This is a genomic window from Cyanobacteria bacterium GSL.Bin1 (genome assembly GCA_009909085.1).
GTDB lineage: Bacteria > Cyanobacteriota > Cyanobacteriia > Cyanobacteriales > Rubidibacteraceae > Halothece.
Genome location: JAAANX010000046.1, coordinates 1 through 16942, shown reverse-complemented (window position 1 = coordinate 16942; position 16942 = coordinate 1). Strand labels below are relative to the sequence as shown.

The following is a 16942-nucleotide window of genomic DNA, read 5'->3' as shown; positions in this document are numbered from 1 at the left end:
AAATCATTTAAAATTGTGCTATATTTGCAACATAATATTAAGTGATTTGTGGTCGAATGTCATGGATGAAATGAGCTTGATTCTCGATGTTTTACAGTGTTGGTACCAACAACGGCTTTCCAGAGACCAATCTCTGGAAGTCCTTGGTACGATTGCTCGCAGTGCCAGAGGTCGAAGTATGATTGAGCAAGTTCAGGAACTGCTTCGACAAGCCCTCGAAGAGTTCTCTTAATGGCTTGTTCCTTTTTTATGGGTTTGGTGTAAATTCATTGCCATGACTGGGTTTGAGGCTGTTTTCTTGTTGTTTTTTTGTCTAAGTCCTGCTAATGAGGCGCGATCGCGCTGAAACTTTTCCCTTGGCTCTGGCTTGCCAGCTAGAATTCTTCAGAAGAGTTCAACTCCTGAAATTCTTTATAGGCAAGAAGTTTACTTTTTGCTTCTCTTTGACCTATAATTTTTATCTAACAGGAGTCAAATAAAAATATGCTAAAATTAACATAGAAAAATTGAGGTAAGATAATGTATTCAGTGATTTCAGTAACTCAAAAATTGATGCAAGACACTCTAGACGACGAAGAGTTGGCACGCGAGCTTGATCAAAAACACGCCCAAAATCAATACCAAGCTGAGGTTTACTCACTCTCAGCTGAAGTCGACGACGTTTGGGAGGATTTAACAGGGGATTTTTTCACCACCCTCTTTAAAGATCTTGATAGATATTGATTCACTCCTACTGCTACGATCGCGCTTTTTTTCAGTATCTGAGCTTTCAACTCTCTGATTTTTCAAGACTAGGCATTCTTAATTGTAAAGTCCATCAAGTGTAAACCATGACATAGAAAAGATTTAATCAAATTTTGCCCCTTCTAAATCACAATCATTAAAGTTAGCTTGACTTAAGTTAGCTTCCTGTAAATTCGCTCCTTGTAAGTTTGCGCCACTGAGGTTAGCCAGTGCGAGACTCGCCCGATGAAAGTCCGTATTTTTGAGATTGGCATTACTCAAATAAGCCCCAGATAAGTCAGCACCGCTTAATTTTGCCCCTTGTAAATTTCCTTGTGAAAAGTCAACATCTGTCAATTCAGCACCGCGTAGATTCACTCGCGACCAATTTGCTCCATTTAAATCCAGTCCTCTGAGGGTTGTTCCGCGCAGGTTTGCACCAGCAAAATCGAGGCGCGGATTGAGATCGGCAATTTTGCAGAGTTCAAAGAAATTGTTGCTTTCCGCATGAATAATATTCTGAATGATGTTGAGTAAACCTGAGGTGTCTGTTGAAGCTGGCGACCTAGTTTCCTCGGTTAAGGATGAATCCATTTGTAGGGAAATTAGGGGAGATGGTAGGTAGTTTTCCAGCAGAAAGAGGGCAATTTTACGATGGAGAATCGCTTGTTTATTGGGGCGCAGATCATGACGCCATAATCCTTCTACTTCTGTAATGAGTAGTTCCGATTTACCGATGGTTAAGCTAACATCCACTGACCAATTTTCAGCGGTTGGGGTGATGCAGCCAAGGGGAAGGGTTTCTGCATCAATTTCCAGAACATTGAAACCGGCTGGTAAGGCAAATTTCCAACTAGGGTGAGTGGTGGTGGGAAATTTAGTAATAGGGAGAGAATGCTTAATATCTTCGGAAAAATGAGTGAAATATGCCGCTCTGAGGTCTAATTTGAGCGTTCCCCCCGTAAAACCGTATTTAACTTTTCCTTTTCCCAGGAAGAATTCACTTGTACTCAATTTCAGTCCCACCGCAAGATTAATGGTTGGATTACTCCCGGAGTCATCAGGATCAGGAGTACCAAGGAGAGTGAGTGCTGAAGCGTCGGTGGACTGCGTTAAGCGTACTGTTTTGGTCATTGATGGCTCAATCAACTGGATTTGAATCGTATTATTGTTGATGCTATCAAATGAAGGGACCAGAAAATCGTTTTTGGCTGAGGAAGTCGTTTGTCAATTTTTAATTGATGGATCAAGGAAAAAGGATCAAGGCTAAAGGAAAGTTTAAAAAACCCTTCTCCTTGACCCTTTAACCGAAATTCACTGGACCAACCTAAATGAGAGATGATTTCTATTTTGCACTGACCTTTTCCGGAAGATACTCTTCAATTCGTTGCCGATATTCACTTTTTTGTTTCACACCACGCAGTTGATCCACAATTTCTTGGTTGCGGAAAAATTGGACGGTTGGTGTACCCGTAACCATGGCATTCTCAGCAATATCTGGTTCTTCGGCGATATCAATTTCGACAAAATGCACTTTGTCTTCATACTCATCAATGACACCCTCTAAAATGGGGGCAAGTGTTGCGCAGAGTCCGCAGTTAGGACCCACATATTTGACAATCAAAACGCGATTGCTCTCATGGAATAATTTACGCAGCGCATAACCGCCGTAGTGACGCGTTTGATTGATATCAAAGGTTTCTGCCGTATCAGCAACCGGTTTATCTTCTTCCTGAGTACTGGCAGTTTCTTGGCTTGTTTCGCCACTGGTTTCTTGATGATACTCCGTTGCTAATTCATGCGCGGACAACCAGCGCTCTGCAAGCATTGCTGCTTGACAACCGGTTCCGGCTGCTGTGACTGCTTGTCGGAACTCGTGATCCTGCACATCTCCTGCTGCATAAACGCCTTCGATACTGGTTTCGACCGAATCAGGCTTGGTAATAATATAGCCTACATCATCTAGGTCTAATTGTCCTTGGAATAACTGGGTATTAGGGGTGTGCCCGATCGCGTAAAATAAACCTCGCGCTGGTAAATTACTTTGTTCCCCTGTTTGATTATTAATAATCTTCACCCCTTCTAAGAAACCGCCTTCTTGTCCATAGACATCAACTGCTTCTGTATGCCAATGCACGGTCACTTTCGGGTGATTGAGGACGCGATCTTGCATGGTTTTACTGGCGCGCATTTCTTCACGACGCACTAACAGATGTACCATGTCGCAATATTTGGTCACATAAACGGCTTCTTCTGCTGCGGAATCACCACCACCGATCACAACTACATGATTATCTTTGAACATCGGATTTGCGCCATCACAGATGGCACACGCAGAAATGCCCATATTCCAGAATTTATCTTCGTTGGGGAGATGTAAGCGTTTCGCATTGGCGCCGGTCGCGATAATGACGCTATGAGCTTTAACTTCTCGTTCCTGTGATCGAATTGTAAACGGACGTTGTTTTAAGTCAACATAAATCACATCTTCTGTATAAACTTCCGTTCCCCAGCGCTCGGCTTGCGCTCTCATATCTTGCATTAATTTGGGGCCAGTAATGCCTTCGGGGAATCCGGGATAGTTTTCCACATCGCTGGTGGTCATTAGCTGTCCACCAGGAACACCACCTGCCTGAAAACCCTCAAACATCACTGGTTTAAGGTTAGCGCGTGCCGCGTAAATCCCTGCCGTATAACCTGCAGGTCCTGATCCGATAATGACAAGGTTTTCTACAGTTGAATTGCTCATACTTTTTAATTAAACTCATAACGACTCCGAATTAATCTGTATTATAGCGCGATCGACCGCTTCGGAAAAGCATAGAAATTGAAAGATCGACCCTATGGAAGAACTTGATTGCCGATAAGAAAGCGCTGTCCACCCGAACTCATACTTGTTTTCACGGAGCACCCTAGGAAAAAATCTCACTTAAATCTAAAATAAATCCAGGCAAAACATCTTTCCCTGATAAGGTTTGAGGATTATTTAAAACCTCTACAGGTTGCCCCAGTTGATAGATTTCCACGGTTTTTGCCAAGGGTTCGATTAACCAACCTAACTGCACCCCATTCTCTAGATATTCTTGCATCTTTGCCGGTAAGTCTTCATAGCCCTGGCTTTTTAAATCCCTCGCACTGACTAACTCAATGACAAAATCAGGCGCGATCGGCGGAAATCCTTGTTTTTCTTGAGAGGTTAAATGATTCCAACGATCTAATTTGATCCAACTGACATCAGGACTTCTTCTCGCCCCATTAGGTAGAACAAATACTGTCGAGGAATCAAAGGCTTTTCCCAATCTTGTCTGACGATTCCAGATTCCCAGATCGATATACAAATTAAAGTTTTTTCCCCTGCTTCCCCGCCAGTGGGACTCATAACAATTAGTTCTCCAGTCTCAGTCAACTCGATTTTTGAAAGTTGCTCGATCTCGGCGAGTTGATTGAATTGTTCTGGAGTGATTCTAAATCCTTTCAGAATCGCGATCGGCATCGCCACACGGGTTCTTTTTCCAACCAAGGTTCTAAATCATTGTAGCGTTTTTGATTTAGCAAGGAGCAAACGACTATTTGCCCTGCCAGAATTTCTACTTTTTCGGGGGAAGCTGAGTCAGTGTAATGGCTTGGGATTCTGTAGCCTGTCATTGCGGTTGCCATCCTTGACAATGTTCAAAAATACTTAAACAGTTCAGTGTCAGGAGCTGAACCCGTTCCTTTTGAAGCGGAAGGCACAATGGGATTAGTTGCATTAGGCAGTTACTTCTCCTACCGCTTCTACCGCAAAAAGCGTCAACAAAAAGCTAGCTAATCATGGTTCAATCATGCAATTTTTTCGGTGATGAGGTAATGGTCAGATTACCTCTTTAGCTGGTCAGCTCACTTCTCGTGAAGCAGAAGCATTTTTAGAACAGGCTTTAAACTTAGGATTAAAGCTTTATGGCGATTCCCAACTGCATCGAGAAGCCCTGAAAATAGCACAACAATACAGCCTTCGCGCTACTTAAGCTCTTAGGCATTTACTTTTTAAGTGATCGACTGACTGCATCCTTTTACCATTCTGTCAATGCATCAGTCCTAAAAATCTCGGAATCGAAAAAAGAAGAAATAAAAAACTCCAACTTAAAAATTTTCACTAAATAACATCGTGGAAGTTTCCTTCTCCCACATTCTCTCGGAGAATTGGGATAATTTTGTTAGGATGATCATAAAGTCTTAGTCAAAGTTTTAGCTAGTTAAGCCAACGCGAATTAAGAGACTGAATCATTATTGATCGAAACAATTTCTCGCACTCGATAAATGGGCCGACCTTGGGATTCATGATACGTGCGAATGAGGAGTTCTCCGAGTAAGCCAAAAGAGAAAAGTTGCACTCCTGCTAAGAGCAGCACCACGACTAAAATCAGTAGAGGGCGATCATCAAGACTTTGCCCAAAAACAAATTTTAAAATAGTTAAATATCCTCCCATTAAAACCCCTAATCCCAGGGAAAGTAAACCAAGAGAACCAAAAACGTGCATGGGGCGGGTGAGGAACTTCTGCATGAACCAGATGGTCAGTAAGTCCATGAGGACGCGAAGGGTACGCCCCAAACCATACTTACTACTCCCGTAACGTCGGGGATGATGTTTGACAGGAATTTCAGCAATTTTTGCCCCTTCCATAAAAGCGAGTGCTGGCAGAAAGCGATGGAGTTCCCCGTATAAATTCATATCCGCAAGGAGTTCAGTGCGATAGCCTTTGAGAGAACAGCCATAGTCGTGGATGCGAACATTGGTTACTCGTCCAATCAGCCAGTTGGCAATTTTTGAGGGTAGTAAACGAGTAAGGGCTGCATCTTGACGGTTTTTGCGCCATCCACTGACCAGATCGTAACCTTCTTCCAGTTTGGCAAGGATTTCTGGGATATCAGTGGGGTCATTTTGCAAGTCAGCATCGAGGGAAATAATGAATCTCCCTTGCGCTTGATGAAATCCCGCCGCCATGGCAGCAGTTTGTCCATAGTTGCGCCGGAGAATCACTGCACACAAGTCGTTGCGTTTGTCGGCTAAATCTTTGAGAAGTTCGGTTGAACCATCTTTCGAGCCATCATCGACACAGATAATTTCATAAGCATGATTGATCGGCATAAGAGTTTGCGCGATCGCGTTGACCAAAGTCTCCAAGCTTTCTACTTCATTATAAATAGGAAGGATCACCGAAACATAAGGTTTAACGGGCAGCGGATAGGTAGGGTTTTCCGAAAGACTAAGGGAATCACTCACTCGCACCTCACAAATCAAGATCAACACTATGTTGATTTTACCTGATTTGGATGTTGATAAGAGTCATTCAATTTTCTCGATTATGAGACAATAAAACAGACTTTTTCGAGAAAAATATTGCGTATGAGATGGGATCAATGGCGACGCCAAATTGGATTGGGCTTAACAACGGTTATTAGCTGTATTTTGTTGACAACAGTAAGTAACGCTCAAACCTCTCCGATTGAGGTCAATGTATTGCGCCAAGGCGAAGAAATTACATTGAATGGTGAGCAACTGCCAATCAGTTGGCGACAGTGGGAAGCCAATGGCACCACTCATCTTGGTATAACGGATACAGCAGCTCAGCAATGGCTTGGCTTAGAATTACTCAGTAGCAATAATCCACAAGTTCAACCGGTCTGGTGGTTTGGTGGAGAAAATCGTTCTGCTTATCGATTAACGGCGCAGCATCTTCAAGGAAATCGCTATCTGGATCTTACTCCAATCTTAAACGAAACAACAGAACAATTATCTGTCTTAGACAATCAACTCGAAATTACGACAACTCCAGCAGAAATCCAAAACATTCGCCTTGGGAAACAATCGTGGGGACAACGAATCGTGATTGATTTAGATCGCCCTCTCCTCTGGCAGGTGAAAGAAGGGCAAGAACAAGCCAATTTTGAGCTTCCGGCTTTCACTGCTTCTCGGATTAGCCAACAGTTTTCCCCAAATCCAAAAGCCACAGAAGAAAAAGCGGATCACTCTTTACTGGTTGTTAAGCCAAAGGGTAACCAAACGCAACTACAAGTTAATTTACCTGATACATTCCATTTACGGGTAAGTACTTTGACCAAGCCAGCGCGATTAGTTATTGATTTACGCCCTGATGATCTCCAAGCTAAACAAATTCATTGGGCAGAAGGGATTCACTGGCGACAGGATTATCTTTCGCTCACAGATGCAACTTTTGCTGTGACATGGTTAGAGCTAGAGCCGCAGGTGGCAAACTTAAACTTCACTCCGATTTGGACTAATCCTCAGCAAATGCAAGGAATTGCTCGCTTAACGAAGACTGGAAAAGCAAATGATGTATGGATTGCGATTAATGGTGGATTTTTTAATCGGGATACCCAATTACCCCTTGGGGCAATTAAACGAGAGGGAGAATGGTATTCCAGTCCTATTTTAAATCGCGGCGCGATCGCGTGGGATAATCAAGGACAAATGATTATGGATCGCTTACGCTACGAAGAAACGCTCCGTACGGATACCGGACAAACGTTTGCGCTACAAGCCCTCAATAGTGGCTATGTGCAATCCGGCATTGCCCGTTATACCCCGGCTTGGGGGGTAACTTACACGCCACTCACAGACCAAGAAACCGTGGTTGTGGTGGAAAATTCTAGGGTGGAACGGTTAGTCACCGGCAATTTGAGTCAAGAGCAACGGATTCCGATTCCAAGCAATGGCTATGTGTTAACAATTCGTAAGCAACCAGAACTTGCCTCAGCTTTTAAGATCGGAACCGCGTTACAGCTAGAAGGTCAAAATTTTCCAGGCTATTTTGAGCGATATCCCAATATTATGGCAGCTGGTCCCTTGTTGATTAAAAATGGGCAAGTGGTCTTGGATGCAGAAGGAGAAAACTTTAGTTCCGCCTTTATCAACCAAAAAGCACATCGCAGCGCGATCGCGCTCAACCGACAAGGTAAAATTCTTTTAGTGGCAATTGGGGATGGTATTGGGAGAAAGGGACCGACTCTCGCTGAGGAGACTGCTCTTTTAAAGCGTCTAGGGGCAGTGGAAGCACTTAACTTAGACGGTGGGAGTTCAACTTCTCTTTATCTCGGCGGCGAACTGATCAATCGTTCTCCTGCAACCAGTGCCCGGATCCATAATGGTATCGGGATTTATCGCAATGACTAGTGACTGAATCATAAATCGTGAGAAACGCTAGCGAGGGTTTGACCGTCAGGACTCAGCGCGATCGCGCCTCGTGCAGAGTTAGATCTTACAGCAGATTACGTTTACTACGTTTAGGAAATTAAATATTTTTGACTTGTCGCCAACCGCGTTCAATTTAAATTGAAGAGATGGGTAAAAGTTAAGTCGTTTCTAAAAGTTGAGTTCCCTAACTAATCTGTATCGACTGCGCATGAGAAGCGCCGTATAAATAAAAGTGTCAATATTCAAACGGTATTTATCATGCAAACTCAAATCAATTCCCAAGCTATTTCTTCTTTAACCTACCGTGGTGTTTCTTACTCTAAAATGTCTCTTGCTATTGAGACAGTGCCGACACAAACGCCAGTTCGCTATCGTGGGGCAACCTACTTCCTGCAACGTCCAATGGAATTACCGCTCGTTCCCCAACATAATTTAAAGTACCGTGGTGTTCCTTATCGTCGTTATGAAAATACTGCTATAAATCTTGGTGATCAGGCGATTCCTTGCCCTGCGTGAATAATGTTAATATCATTGGCTTATTATCCCGCTACCCTGCTTTATTGCACTCAGGCGGGTTTTATCTGTCATCCTGAGAAGACCCTCATCTCAAATGATGGGATGAATCAGGATAGTTGTGTGGTATGATTTTGGCAAGCTAAAGGAGGGATATTGGATTAGTCGTGTAGTACGAACCTATCCTCACGCTTTGCTCCGGCTGGAAAAAGGCTAACTGCACCAAGTGGGTATCGAAAACCGCTTGCCCCATTGCTCCACTGATCGATAAGTATCAAGGGCGGGAGATCAAAATAAATTACGATACCGTCGGGCGGACGGAAATCTAAACGCTTGGGGAGCTACCTTTAAGAGCGCTTGCTGTAAAAGGTGTAGTCAGGTAGGACATGAGACCGTAAGACCAAAATTAACTTAGTTAATGGAGGCAAGACTCAGCCCAAGAATCCCTCACCTCCGGTGATGGGAGCGTCAATTTTGCTTTCAAGCTTCTACAAAACTGCCCCTAATGATTGTAAGGTGGATAGCGTTGCTGGGGTTAGTCCTTTCACGTTGTGAAGATTCATCCCTTCATACAAGCGTTTAGCAATTAAAGTTCTTAAGCAATGACCATTTTTTGCATCCCAGATTTTGACCGTTTGATCTTGCGATCCGGTGGCGATCACGCTGCCATCGCTACTATAGGCAACGGCAGAAATAAGGCGCTGATGCCCGTGGCAGATGTGTACGCACTTGCCAAAGGCTAAATCCCAAATCCTTAAGGTTTGATCGTGAGAAACACTAGCGAGGGTTTGACCATCGGGACTCAGCGCGATCGCGAAAATCCAGTTGTCATGTCCAGTTAAGGTCTGGAGGCATTCTCCTGACTCAACCTCCCATAACTTAATAGTTTGATCGGTACTGCAAGTGGCAATAATGGGGGTACGGGGACAAAAAATTGCACTATACACGCGTCCGCTGTGTCCCGATAAGGTTTTAAGACAATGTCCGGTTGTCGCATCCCATAACTTCGCAGTTTGATCGGCACTGGCACTGGCTAATAATTGACCATCAGCACGAAACCTCAATGTGAAAATTTTATCAGTATGTCCTGCCAACGTTTGTAAGCACACGCCAGTTCGCCACTGCCAAATCTTGATCGTACAGTCGGCGCTAGCGGTGGCAATTAAATTGGGAGAACCCGGAACAAAGGTAACCGCATACACCCAATCGGTATGTCCTTGTAAGATTTGGCAACAGCGACCGGTTTTCACGTCCCACAAGCGCACAGTCGAGTCGGTACTCGCACTGGCAAGGATTTCCCCAGTTTTGTACCAAGCCAGACCATAGATAAAATCCTCGTGTCCGGCTAAACTTTGCTGAAATTCCCCCGTTCGCCAATGCCATAGCTTAATCGTTTTATCGTTACTGCCACTGGCCAGGGTTTCCCCATCGGGACTAAAGGCAACCGGTAATGCCCAATCGGTGTTGCCATACCAGCTTCTTAACACTTGTCCGGTTTTGCCATCCCAAAGTTTAACCGTTTGGTCTAAACTGACACAAGCTAACATCTGTCCTTGGGGACTAAAGGCGACGCAACAAACTTCATTTTCATGACCTTGTAACGTTTGCAAACAGCGATCGCGCTGGATATCCCACAGTTTGATCGTAGAGTCGCCACTACCACTGGCGAGAATACCATCAGTACTAAAGGCAACGGCATAGATACTCTTTTGATGCCCTTGGTAGGTTTTAACGCATTGTCCATTGCGATAATCCCAGAGTTTAATCGTCCCATCGCCACTGCCACTGGCAAGAAGATTACCCTGGGGACTAAAGGCAATGGATCGAACCCAACTTTCATGGTCTAGTAGGGTATACAAACACTCTCCCTGGCGTGTCCAGAGTTTAATGGTGTGATCGGCACTGGCACTCGCTACAATCTCACCATCCGGACTAAAGGCAACGCCTCGCACCCAATCCGTATGTCCGGTTAGCGTGTGTAAACAGTATCCAGTAAAAGTATCCCAAATTTTCACTGCGCGATCGCCGCTACCACTCGCAAGAAGATGGGGTTCAGTAGGACTAAAGGCAACGGCAAAAATTTCATGTTCATGTCCGGTTAAGGTTTTAAGACACACGCCATCGGCAAGATTCCAGAGTTTAATCGTCTGGTCTGCGCCTGCACTCGCCAGCACTTGTCCATCCGCCCGAAAAGACAGCGATCGCGCCCAATTTTGATGCCCTTCGCAGACTAAAATTAACTTCCCACTTGCCACTTCCCACATGCGGATTCGACAATCGGTATCGCAGGTGGCAAGGATTTGACCATCCGGACTAAAGACAGCCGCTAAGGTATTTCCTAGCATTTCTGTAAAGACACAACGGGATAAATCGGATCCAGCAAAATTGACGCCGTGTAAGGTTACCCCCTGTAAATAGGCTTGCCAAATCGTTAAATCGGAAAAATCAGCATGGGTAACCTCCATGCCCGCCGCTAACATTAAATTCAAAATATTGCCGCCAGCATAGCCGGTTTGGGGGCAAGGTTTGCCTCGGAGTTGTGCCAAAATTTCCGTTAGCCGAGAGGATAAGGTTGCTTCTCCTAATTCGGTAATCAGTTGTTCAATTAAAGGTTTGAGAATTAGTGTTACCTGGGTTTCGCGAACATAATCTTTCGCTTGCGCTTTCAGCAGTGCGTGAGTGACCAATAATGGCGTTCTCTTTTCGGCAATTTGCCCATCTCCAATTTCTGCTGCCACCTCTTCCAGCAGACGATTGATCACATACTCCATGACTACGGGTTGCTGGGTAAATGTCGCACTCTCGCTGTTGCTGCTGGATTCAATTAGAGACCGTCGTTGCAGACAACTCAACCCCTCCATCAAGTCACTCAATGGCACGTTTCCTAAGAGATCGCTTTTTAATTGCAGGAGGGAAATCGGTTCTCGATTAACCGCTAACCAATACATGATGTCTTGTTCTAAAACGGTTAACCGTTGGAATTGTTGGGCAAGGAGATCGCGGATATCATCAACAATTAAGATCCCTTGCTGCTGCATCGCTAAAAACTGGGAAATACTACTGCCAAAGCAGTCTTGAACCGATGTTGCGACAATTTTTAAGGCGAGGGGATTCCCCCCATAACGGGAGACTAATGTCTCCCACTCGGGATCAGAACCGCTGAAATTGCCTTTTGCTGTCAGCAGCGATCGCGCTACATCTGTGGATACTCCCGATAATTGCAGCGATCGCACCGGTAATTGTTCCCCTTCAAACTTAGCTAAGCCATAGGGTTTTTCGCGAGTGGTTAATAACAGACAGCTTTGATGCGGGGTTTCTGCCAAACAGCGCAAGAAGCGATCATAATCTTCATAGCCCTCTCGAAATCGTCCGCGGCGATCGCCCGCCCGTAGTAGCGACTCCACATTATCTAAAATTAACAACACCGGAAACTGCCGCAGATACTCTAAAAGTAACAGCGTTTGTTGTTCGGGTTGCGGCGGAATCATTGCTTGTTGATGAGAGACAAACTGAATCAGTTCCGTTAACAAATCTTCTAAAGAGGGTGCATTACGAAGACTCCGCCAAATGATGCCTTGAAAGGTCTTTTGGGAGTTGACCTCATCAATTAAGTTTCGGGCTAACTTCGTTGCTAAGGTGGTCTTCCCAATTCCTCCCATCCCCAGGAGAGTAATTAACCGACATTTTTCTTCAAGAATCCAGTGTTTAATCGTCTGTAATTCTTGATCGCGACCATAAAAAACGGAGACATCCGGTGCATCTTGCCAGTCATCACCAATTGCGTCTAAATCAAGCTGAGAATCAGAACTTTTGGTTGCCGATACTTCTTCCCAAGAAATCCCCAAAACCTGACAATACGCTTTAAATGCGTCGGCATTGATGCCATGTTTTCCTGCTAAAAATCGTTTCCATGTTCCTTCGGAAATTCCAACAGCTAAAACCCCAGTTTCTTCCCAAGATACGCCTAAAATTTGACTCGCTGCTTCTAGCCATTGGAAATCATTAACAGACCATCCTTTCTGTTTTCTAGCTTGCTTAATTTTTGCGAGTCCTAACACAGAAGCCTTGAGATTTTTTGTCATGGTCATTTCCTTAAAATTAGGAAGGAATAAAAACCATTAGCCCTTAACTTTTACAAGTATAAATTAGGTGAAGTTCCATTACAGTTAGTGCTAAACACATCGCGGTCAAAATAACAAGATCAGTTTCTATCATTAAAACTGATCTCTCACGAGTCTTGACAATGATAGAAAATTAAAATAACAACGATTAATTTCGTAACGGACAGAGAAAAAATGATGAAGCTCTATGATATTGATCTCTCTGGCAATTGTCACAAAGTCCGCTTATTTTTATCCTTACTCAATGTTACCTATGAAAAGCGACCAATTGACTATAAACAAGGTGAACTAAAATCGCCTGAGTTTTTAGCCATTAATCCTTTAGGTCAAGTTCCGGTTTTAGTGGATGGAGACGTTGTGATCAGAGATTCGCAAGCGATCTTGGTCTATTTAGCGCGGAAATATGATGCGGATGACTGGTTATGGCTACCCTTAGACCCGACTGCCATGGCAAAAATTATGCAGTGGCTCTCTTTTGCTGTCAATGAAATTAATAATAGTTTGTTCCTTGCCAGACTCTACTTTCTGTTTGATGCCGATGTGGACTTAGAAAAAGCACAAACTAAAAGTAAGGAAGTCCTAGAAGTTCTGAACAAACGTTTAGAAAATCGAGAATGGCTCGAATTTAACCGTCCTACCCTTGCCGATATTGCTTGTTTTCCTTACGTGGGCTTAGCCCCCGATGGCAAAATTGCTCTCGATCCCTATCCTCATGTTGTGGCTTGGATTAAACGCACCCAAAGGTTATCCCATTATGTCCCAATGCCAGGATTATAACAACGCAGCGTTCCATGCCGGAGAACGCGCTGTTCAAGCCCAAGCCGGGGTAGAAGCAGAAGCCCAACAATTAAGCGGTGTTATTCACGCTTCCCTTAAACCGGCTGCGCAAAAGTTTCTTTTGGATCAATCGTTTGCTGTTGCAGGGACAATTGATGAACAAGGCAAGATTTGGACTTCTCTTCTACTTGGAAAAGCCGGTTTCATGCAAGTTTTGGATCATAGAACCATCCACCTAACACCAATTCTGATTCCCGGTGATCCCCTCTACCGCAACTTATCTCATAACACTGTTATCGGGCTTTTGGTCATTGACTTAGCCAATCGTCGCCGTTTACGGATCAATGGTCAAGTCAAGGGAGAATCCGCAGAAAATCTTGTGATTCAAGTTCAGGAGACCTTTTTTAACTGTCCCAAATATATTCAAGTGCGTCATTTGGAAACGACAGCCGATGAGGTCATCCGTCAACCGCAACCTGCAACCCGCAGCACCTTACTGAAGCAAGATGAAATTTGGATCACGCAAGCAGATACTTTTTTTATTAGCACCTATCACCCGGAAAGAGGCGCTGATACGTCTCATCGCGGAGGCTTACCCAGATTTGTTAAAGTTTTGTCGGATCGGCAATTAATCTTTCCTGATTATGCCGGGAATAATATGTTTCAAACCTTCGGCAATTTACACCTGAATCCGCAAGCGGGTTTATTATTTCTTGATTTTCTGACGGGTTCGACACTTCAATTCGTAGGGAAAGCTCAAGTGATTTGGGATGGAGAACAAATCAAAGACTTTGCTGGGGCAAAGCGTTTAGTAAGTTTTGACATTGACCAAATCTTAGCAACCCAGCACGCTGTTCCTTGGCGCTGGCAATTTGGGGAATATTCTCCAGTTAATCCTCGCTAGAGTTGCCCCTTTGTTTTTACCTGATCATAGAGCGTTTCCATCACTTCAATAAAAGAATGATCCCGTTGCCAGAAGGGCGGAAAATCCCCTTGTTTCTTGATGGGAATTCCTGAGATGGGAACTTGGGGCGGTGCATCGATGGTTTGCGGTAAACGTTTTGTGCCATGCCAAAACTCTCGTAGGTTCTGGCACATCTCAGTTTTAACCGTTTGCAGCGGTGGATAATAGGATGCAACTACTTGCGGCGATCGCGCTTCTAGTTGCAACTCAGCAGAAAGGGTTTCCCCGAGAGGCGATTTCGCCAGTTCTTTTAAAAGGTCATCTCGCGATAATCCCCGCAATTCAAACAGTAGAAACGGATCGTGGTCTAATTCCGCAGCCAGGAGATAATACACCCCAGCAATATGTTTGCAGGGATCGCCCCAATCGGGACAACTACAGGTGGCGTGAAAGTCTTTGTGAGTGCTGGGTAAGAAATTGAGATTGAGTTGGGCAAAAGTCTCTTCAATATTATCGGGAATTTCCTTGAGAAGCAGACGAGAGATTATACTGGCTTTGGATGCCATCAGCGCGATCGCTGCCGACCATTTCGCAGCACTAATCGGTTGAAATTCTAAAGTAATGTGATAAAGCGGTTCTTTATACACTCCAAAATAGGGATTCACTGATCCTCGCACTTGCGCAGTGACCCCCCCATCTTGAATCTGAAAACTTTTGACTTTATTCCCTCGCGCGTAAGAACGACCGCGACTGAGACGTCCTTCATCTCCGACTTTTTCCATCACGGCAATGAATTTTTGTCCCCACCAAGTTCGGCTAAATTGGCTCATCGTTCCTCCGTTTTTGATTTTAAGTCACTGTTATCTCACTCGCGCACCCGTCTTATTTTTTTGTCAGACGTTGCCAAGCCTGATCAAATGCTTTTTTCATCCGAGTTCCCGCTTTTGCTGCCCGATGTTGAAGCTGTTGCCATTGCTCTTGCAAAAACTCTGTTGCTTCCCGTACTGCATGGTGATCATGTTTTCCCGAAGCAGTCAGTTCATCACTGACTTGTTTAATTTTGACCCGAACCGTTTCAGGTTTGTCGTCAGGTTTAATTAAAGATTGAGCGCGATCGCGCATTCGTTTGACAAAATGCTTCACTTGTTGAGATTTTTCGCTTAAAAAGCCTTTTAACCCCTCAGTTTCGCTTTTCAGGCGGTCTTTTGCCCCATCTCGAATGACCACAGCATCCGTGTCGATCACTTCCACATCATCGGGGAATAAGACAGCGCGATCGCCGAATGGACTGGCAATGTCCCCTTCTAAGATATAAGCCACAATATCTCCCGTTTCCCAGTCAAACAAAAAGTCTTCAATCCAACCCACCGGATCACTGGCGCGAGACATGCGAATAGGAACGCGATGGAGTTGACGGAAAGAATCATGAGGCGTATCCAAGCCCAAATCGGAATAACTTAGCACAGCATCAGGACCGACCACTGCCACTTCTTCTAAAGGGACATAGCCTTGGTCGCTGCTGAAATAAGAAACGCGACCGGACTCATCGACCCAAACTTCATCAATTCTGCCATAGCCAGTTGCAGTGCTGCGATCCATTGCCATTAATCCAATCATTTGGCTACGACGAATCACATTCATCATTATTCTTCACCTCCTCTAATACCTGAGGATTAAGTGTGATTAATTCTTGACCACTCACTTTAATTCTAAATAATAATTTTGCAATGATCCGATCAGTTAACTCCGTCTCAAGCGCTTAAAATCATCAAAAAGGCAAACATTTAGCATCAGTTATTATCAGAGACAACCCGCTCCTGAATTACAAAATAATTAAGCCTTGTCGAGGAAGAACATTATGAAAATGAATCGTCGTCGGTTTGTCGGTTGGATGAGTATGAGTGCAATTTTGACCTCGATGATTGGTTGTAATGCACCGAGAGAAAGTAATTCTGAAGGAGAATCGACAACTAGCGAGGCAATCCGGTCTGATGGCTTTCAAGTCGTCGGAACAGTGGAAGAACTCGATGCTAAGGGTAAATTAACCAATAATGTTGCGAGTGCAATTGTTATTCGTAGTGCTAACAATGACTTAATTGCCCTTGATCAACGGTGTCCTCATCAGGGTTGTGCCGTATCTCTCACTGAAAGTGGCGAACGACTCGCTTGTCCTTGTCATGGCTCAGAATTTACCATTCGGGGTGAGTTACTACAAGGACCCGCAACCACTCCTCTGACAACTTATGAAGTCAAAACTGAAGATAACCAAGTTTTAGTCAAAGTCAGTCAGTCTTGACACTCCCCCGGCTAAAGCGCGGGGGATTCTTGGTTCATCGAGGCTGCTTGCTCTGACAGAACGGATTCTACCAGAGTAGAGGCGGCTTCTCCCCAAGCGTGAGTTCCGACGTGCCCCGTCGTACTTAATGCTTTCTTGAGAATGTTGATGGCTGCGTTTTCATCGCGGCAAAGGTTTGCCCCGCACTGACAAGTATGTGTTCGGGTGGACAAACCTTTTTTCACGATCCGCCCACAATTAGAACACTCTTGCGAGGTGTAGTGCGGGGGGACGGCAACTGTTACTTTGCCAAACTTGTCGGCAAAATACTCCAGCCAAACGCGAAATTGGGACCAAGCGACATCACTAATCGACTTCGCCAAATTGTGGTTTTTCACTAGATTTCTCACCGGCAAGCGCGGAATGCGCCGTCGCT

Annotated in this window: 15 protein-coding genes and 1 pseudogene; 7 read left to right on the top strand and 9 right to left on the bottom strand. The window is 44.5% G+C overall.

What is annotated here, in order from left to right:
• Nucleotides 1-61: 61 nt before the first annotated feature.
• Complete coding sequence (locus tag GVY04_04665; protein ID NBD15446.1) at nucleotides 62-232, top strand: hypothetical protein; 171 nt, start codon at nucleotides 62-64, stop codon at nucleotides 230-232.
• Nucleotides 233-519: 287 nt separating this feature from the next.
• Nucleotides 520-723: a hypothetical protein gene (locus GVY04_04660; GenBank protein ID NBD15445.1), complete on the top strand. Its 204-nt coding sequence runs from the start codon at nucleotides 520-522 to the stop codon at nucleotides 721-723.
• Between the two features lie 123 nt (nucleotides 724-846).
• Here GVY04_04660 and GVY04_04655 read toward each other — a convergent pair whose 3' ends face one another.
• The 5 genes and pseudogenes from GVY04_04655 to GVY04_04635 all read right to left on the bottom strand — a co-directional run bounded on the left by GVY04_04655 (nucleotide 847) and on the right by GVY04_04635 (nucleotide 5984).
• Nucleotides 847-1857 (bottom strand): pentapeptide repeat-containing protein, encoded by a 1011-nt coding sequence (locus tag GVY04_04655; GenBank protein NBD15444.1) that lies wholly within the window; start codon nucleotides 1855-1857, stop codon nucleotides 847-849.
• 211 nt (nucleotides 1858-2068) lie between these two features.
• Nucleotides 2069-3472, bottom strand: a complete 1404-nt coding sequence (trxB, locus tag GVY04_04650) for a thioredoxin-disulfide reductase (protein NBD15443.1) — start codon at nucleotides 3470-3472, stop codon at nucleotides 2069-2071.
• A 163-nt stretch (nucleotides 3473-3635) separates the two neighbouring features.
• Nucleotides 3636-4216: pseudogene (locus GVY04_04645) on the bottom strand (Uma2 family endonuclease).
• Nucleotides 4198-4380 (bottom strand): hypothetical protein, encoded by a 183-nt coding sequence (locus tag GVY04_04640; GenBank protein ID NBD15442.1) that lies wholly within the window; start codon nucleotides 4378-4380, stop codon nucleotides 4198-4200. The pseudogene GVY04_04645 and the gene GVY04_04640 overlap by 19 nt, the downstream one beginning before the upstream one ends.
• A gap of 590 nt (nucleotides 4381-4970) precedes the next feature.
• Nucleotides 4971-5984 (bottom strand): glycosyltransferase, encoded by a 1014-nt coding sequence (locus tag GVY04_04635; protein ID NBD15441.1) that lies wholly within the window; start codon nucleotides 5982-5984, stop codon nucleotides 4971-4973.
• Nucleotides 5985-6107: 123 nt separating this feature from the next.
• On the opposite strand from GVY04_04635, the gene GVY04_04630 reads away from it, so the two are divergent.
• The gene (locus GVY04_04630; GenBank protein NBD15440.1) at nucleotides 6108-7895 is read left to right on the top strand and encodes a hypothetical protein; all 1788 of its coding nucleotides are present in this window, start codon (nucleotides 6108-6110) and stop codon (nucleotides 7893-7895) included.
• A gap of 279 nt (nucleotides 7896-8174) precedes the next feature.
• Nucleotides 8175-8432 (top strand): DUF4278 domain-containing protein, encoded by a 258-nt coding sequence (locus GVY04_04625; GenBank protein ID NBD15439.1) that lies wholly within the window; start codon nucleotides 8175-8177, stop codon nucleotides 8430-8432.
• A 485-nt stretch (nucleotides 8433-8917) separates the two neighbouring features.
• On the opposite strand, the gene GVY04_04620 is transcribed toward GVY04_04625, so the two are convergent.
• Nucleotides 8918-12511 (bottom strand): NACHT domain-containing protein, encoded by a 3594-nt coding sequence (locus GVY04_04620; protein NBD15438.1) that lies wholly within the window; start codon nucleotides 12509-12511, stop codon nucleotides 8918-8920.
• Between the two features lie 213 nt (nucleotides 12512-12724).
• On the opposite strand from GVY04_04620, the gene GVY04_04615 reads away from it, so the two are divergent.
• Both GVY04_04615 and GVY04_04610 read left to right on the top strand, forming a co-directional pair.
• Nucleotides 12725-13327 carry a glutathione S-transferase gene (locus tag GVY04_04615; GenBank protein ID NBD15437.1) on the top strand — a complete coding sequence of 201 codons (603 nt, stop codon included), beginning with the start codon at nucleotides 12725-12727 and terminating at the stop codon, nucleotides 13325-13327.
• Nucleotides 13305-14231, top strand: coding sequence for a pyridoxamine 5-phosphate oxidase (locus GVY04_04610; GenBank protein NBD15436.1), 927 nt, complete (start codon nucleotides 13305-13307; stop codon nucleotides 14229-14231). The genes GVY04_04615 and GVY04_04610 overlap by 23 nt, the downstream gene beginning before the upstream one ends.
• Here the strand turns inward: GVY04_04610 and GVY04_04605 are convergent.
• Both GVY04_04605 and GVY04_04600 read right to left on the bottom strand, forming a co-directional pair.
• Nucleotides 14228-15061 (bottom strand): hypothetical protein, encoded by an 834-nt coding sequence (locus GVY04_04605; GenBank protein ID NBD15435.1) that lies wholly within the window; start codon nucleotides 15059-15061, stop codon nucleotides 14228-14230. The two genes, GVY04_04610 and GVY04_04605, sit on opposite strands and share 4 nt — an antisense overlap.
• Before the next feature lie 52 nt (nucleotides 15062-15113).
• Nucleotides 15114-15875: a photosystem reaction center subunit H gene (locus tag GVY04_04600; GenBank protein ID NBD15434.1), complete on the bottom strand. Its 762-nt coding sequence runs from the start codon at nucleotides 15873-15875 to the stop codon at nucleotides 15114-15116.
• Between the two features lie 214 nt (nucleotides 15876-16089).
• On the opposite strand from GVY04_04600, the gene GVY04_04595 reads away from it, so the two are divergent.
• Nucleotides 16090-16527 carry a Rieske 2Fe-2S domain-containing protein gene (locus GVY04_04595; GenBank protein NBD15433.1) on the top strand — a complete coding sequence of 146 codons (438 nt, stop codon included), beginning with the start codon at nucleotides 16090-16092 and terminating at the stop codon, nucleotides 16525-16527.
• Between the two features lie 11 nt (nucleotides 16528-16538).
• Here the strand turns inward: GVY04_04595 and GVY04_04590 are convergent.
• Nucleotides 16539-16942, bottom strand: a 404-nt coding sequence (locus GVY04_04590; GenBank protein NBD15432.1) for a transposase, incomplete at its 5' end; no start/stop codon positions are given.

Excerpts from the sequence above, each read along its gene's own strand:
- GVY04_04665 (NBD15446.1), top strand. The coding sequence starts at position 62 with ATGGATGAAATGAGCTTGATTCTCGATGTTTTACAGTGTTGGTACCAA.
- GVY04_04660 (NBD15445.1), top strand. The coding sequence starts at position 520 with ATGTATTCAGTGATTTCAGTAACTCAAAAATTGATGCAAGACACTCTA.
- GVY04_04655 (NBD15444.1), bottom strand. The coding sequence starts at position 1,857 with ATGACCAAAACAGTACGCTTAACGCAGTCCACCGACGCTTCAGCACTC.
- trxB (NBD15443.1), bottom strand. The coding sequence starts at position 3,472 with ATGAGCAATTCAACTGTAGAAAACCTTGTCATTATCGGATCAGGACCT.
- GVY04_04640 (NBD15442.1), bottom strand. The coding sequence starts at position 4,380 with ATGGCAACCGCAATGACAGGCTACAGAATCCCAAGCCATTACACTGAC.
- GVY04_04630 (NBD15440.1), top strand. The coding sequence starts at position 6,108 with ATGAGATGGGATCAATGGCGACGCCAAATTGGATTGGGCTTAACAACG.
- GVY04_04625 (NBD15439.1), top strand. The coding sequence starts at position 8,175 with ATGCAAACTCAAATCAATTCCCAAGCTATTTCTTCTTTAACCTACCGT.
- GVY04_04620 (NBD15438.1), bottom strand. The coding sequence starts at position 12,511 with ATGACAAAAAATCTCAAGGCTTCTGTGTTAGGACTCGCAAAAATTAAG.
- GVY04_04615 (NBD15437.1), top strand. The coding sequence starts at position 12,725 with ATGATGAAGCTCTATGATATTGATCTCTCTGGCAATTGTCACAAAGTC.
- GVY04_04610 (NBD15436.1), top strand. The coding sequence starts at position 13,305 with ATGTCCCAATGCCAGGATTATAACAACGCAGCGTTCCATGCCGGAGAA.
- GVY04_04605 (NBD15435.1), bottom strand. The coding sequence starts at position 15,061 with ATGAGCCAATTTAGCCGAACTTGGTGGGGACAAAAATTCATTGCCGTG.
- GVY04_04600 (NBD15434.1), bottom strand. The coding sequence starts at position 15,875 with ATGATGAATGTGATTCGTCGTAGCCAAATGATTGGATTAATGGCAATG.
- GVY04_04595 (NBD15433.1), top strand. The coding sequence starts at position 16,090 with ATGAAAATGAATCGTCGTCGGTTTGTCGGTTGGATGAGTATGAGTGCA.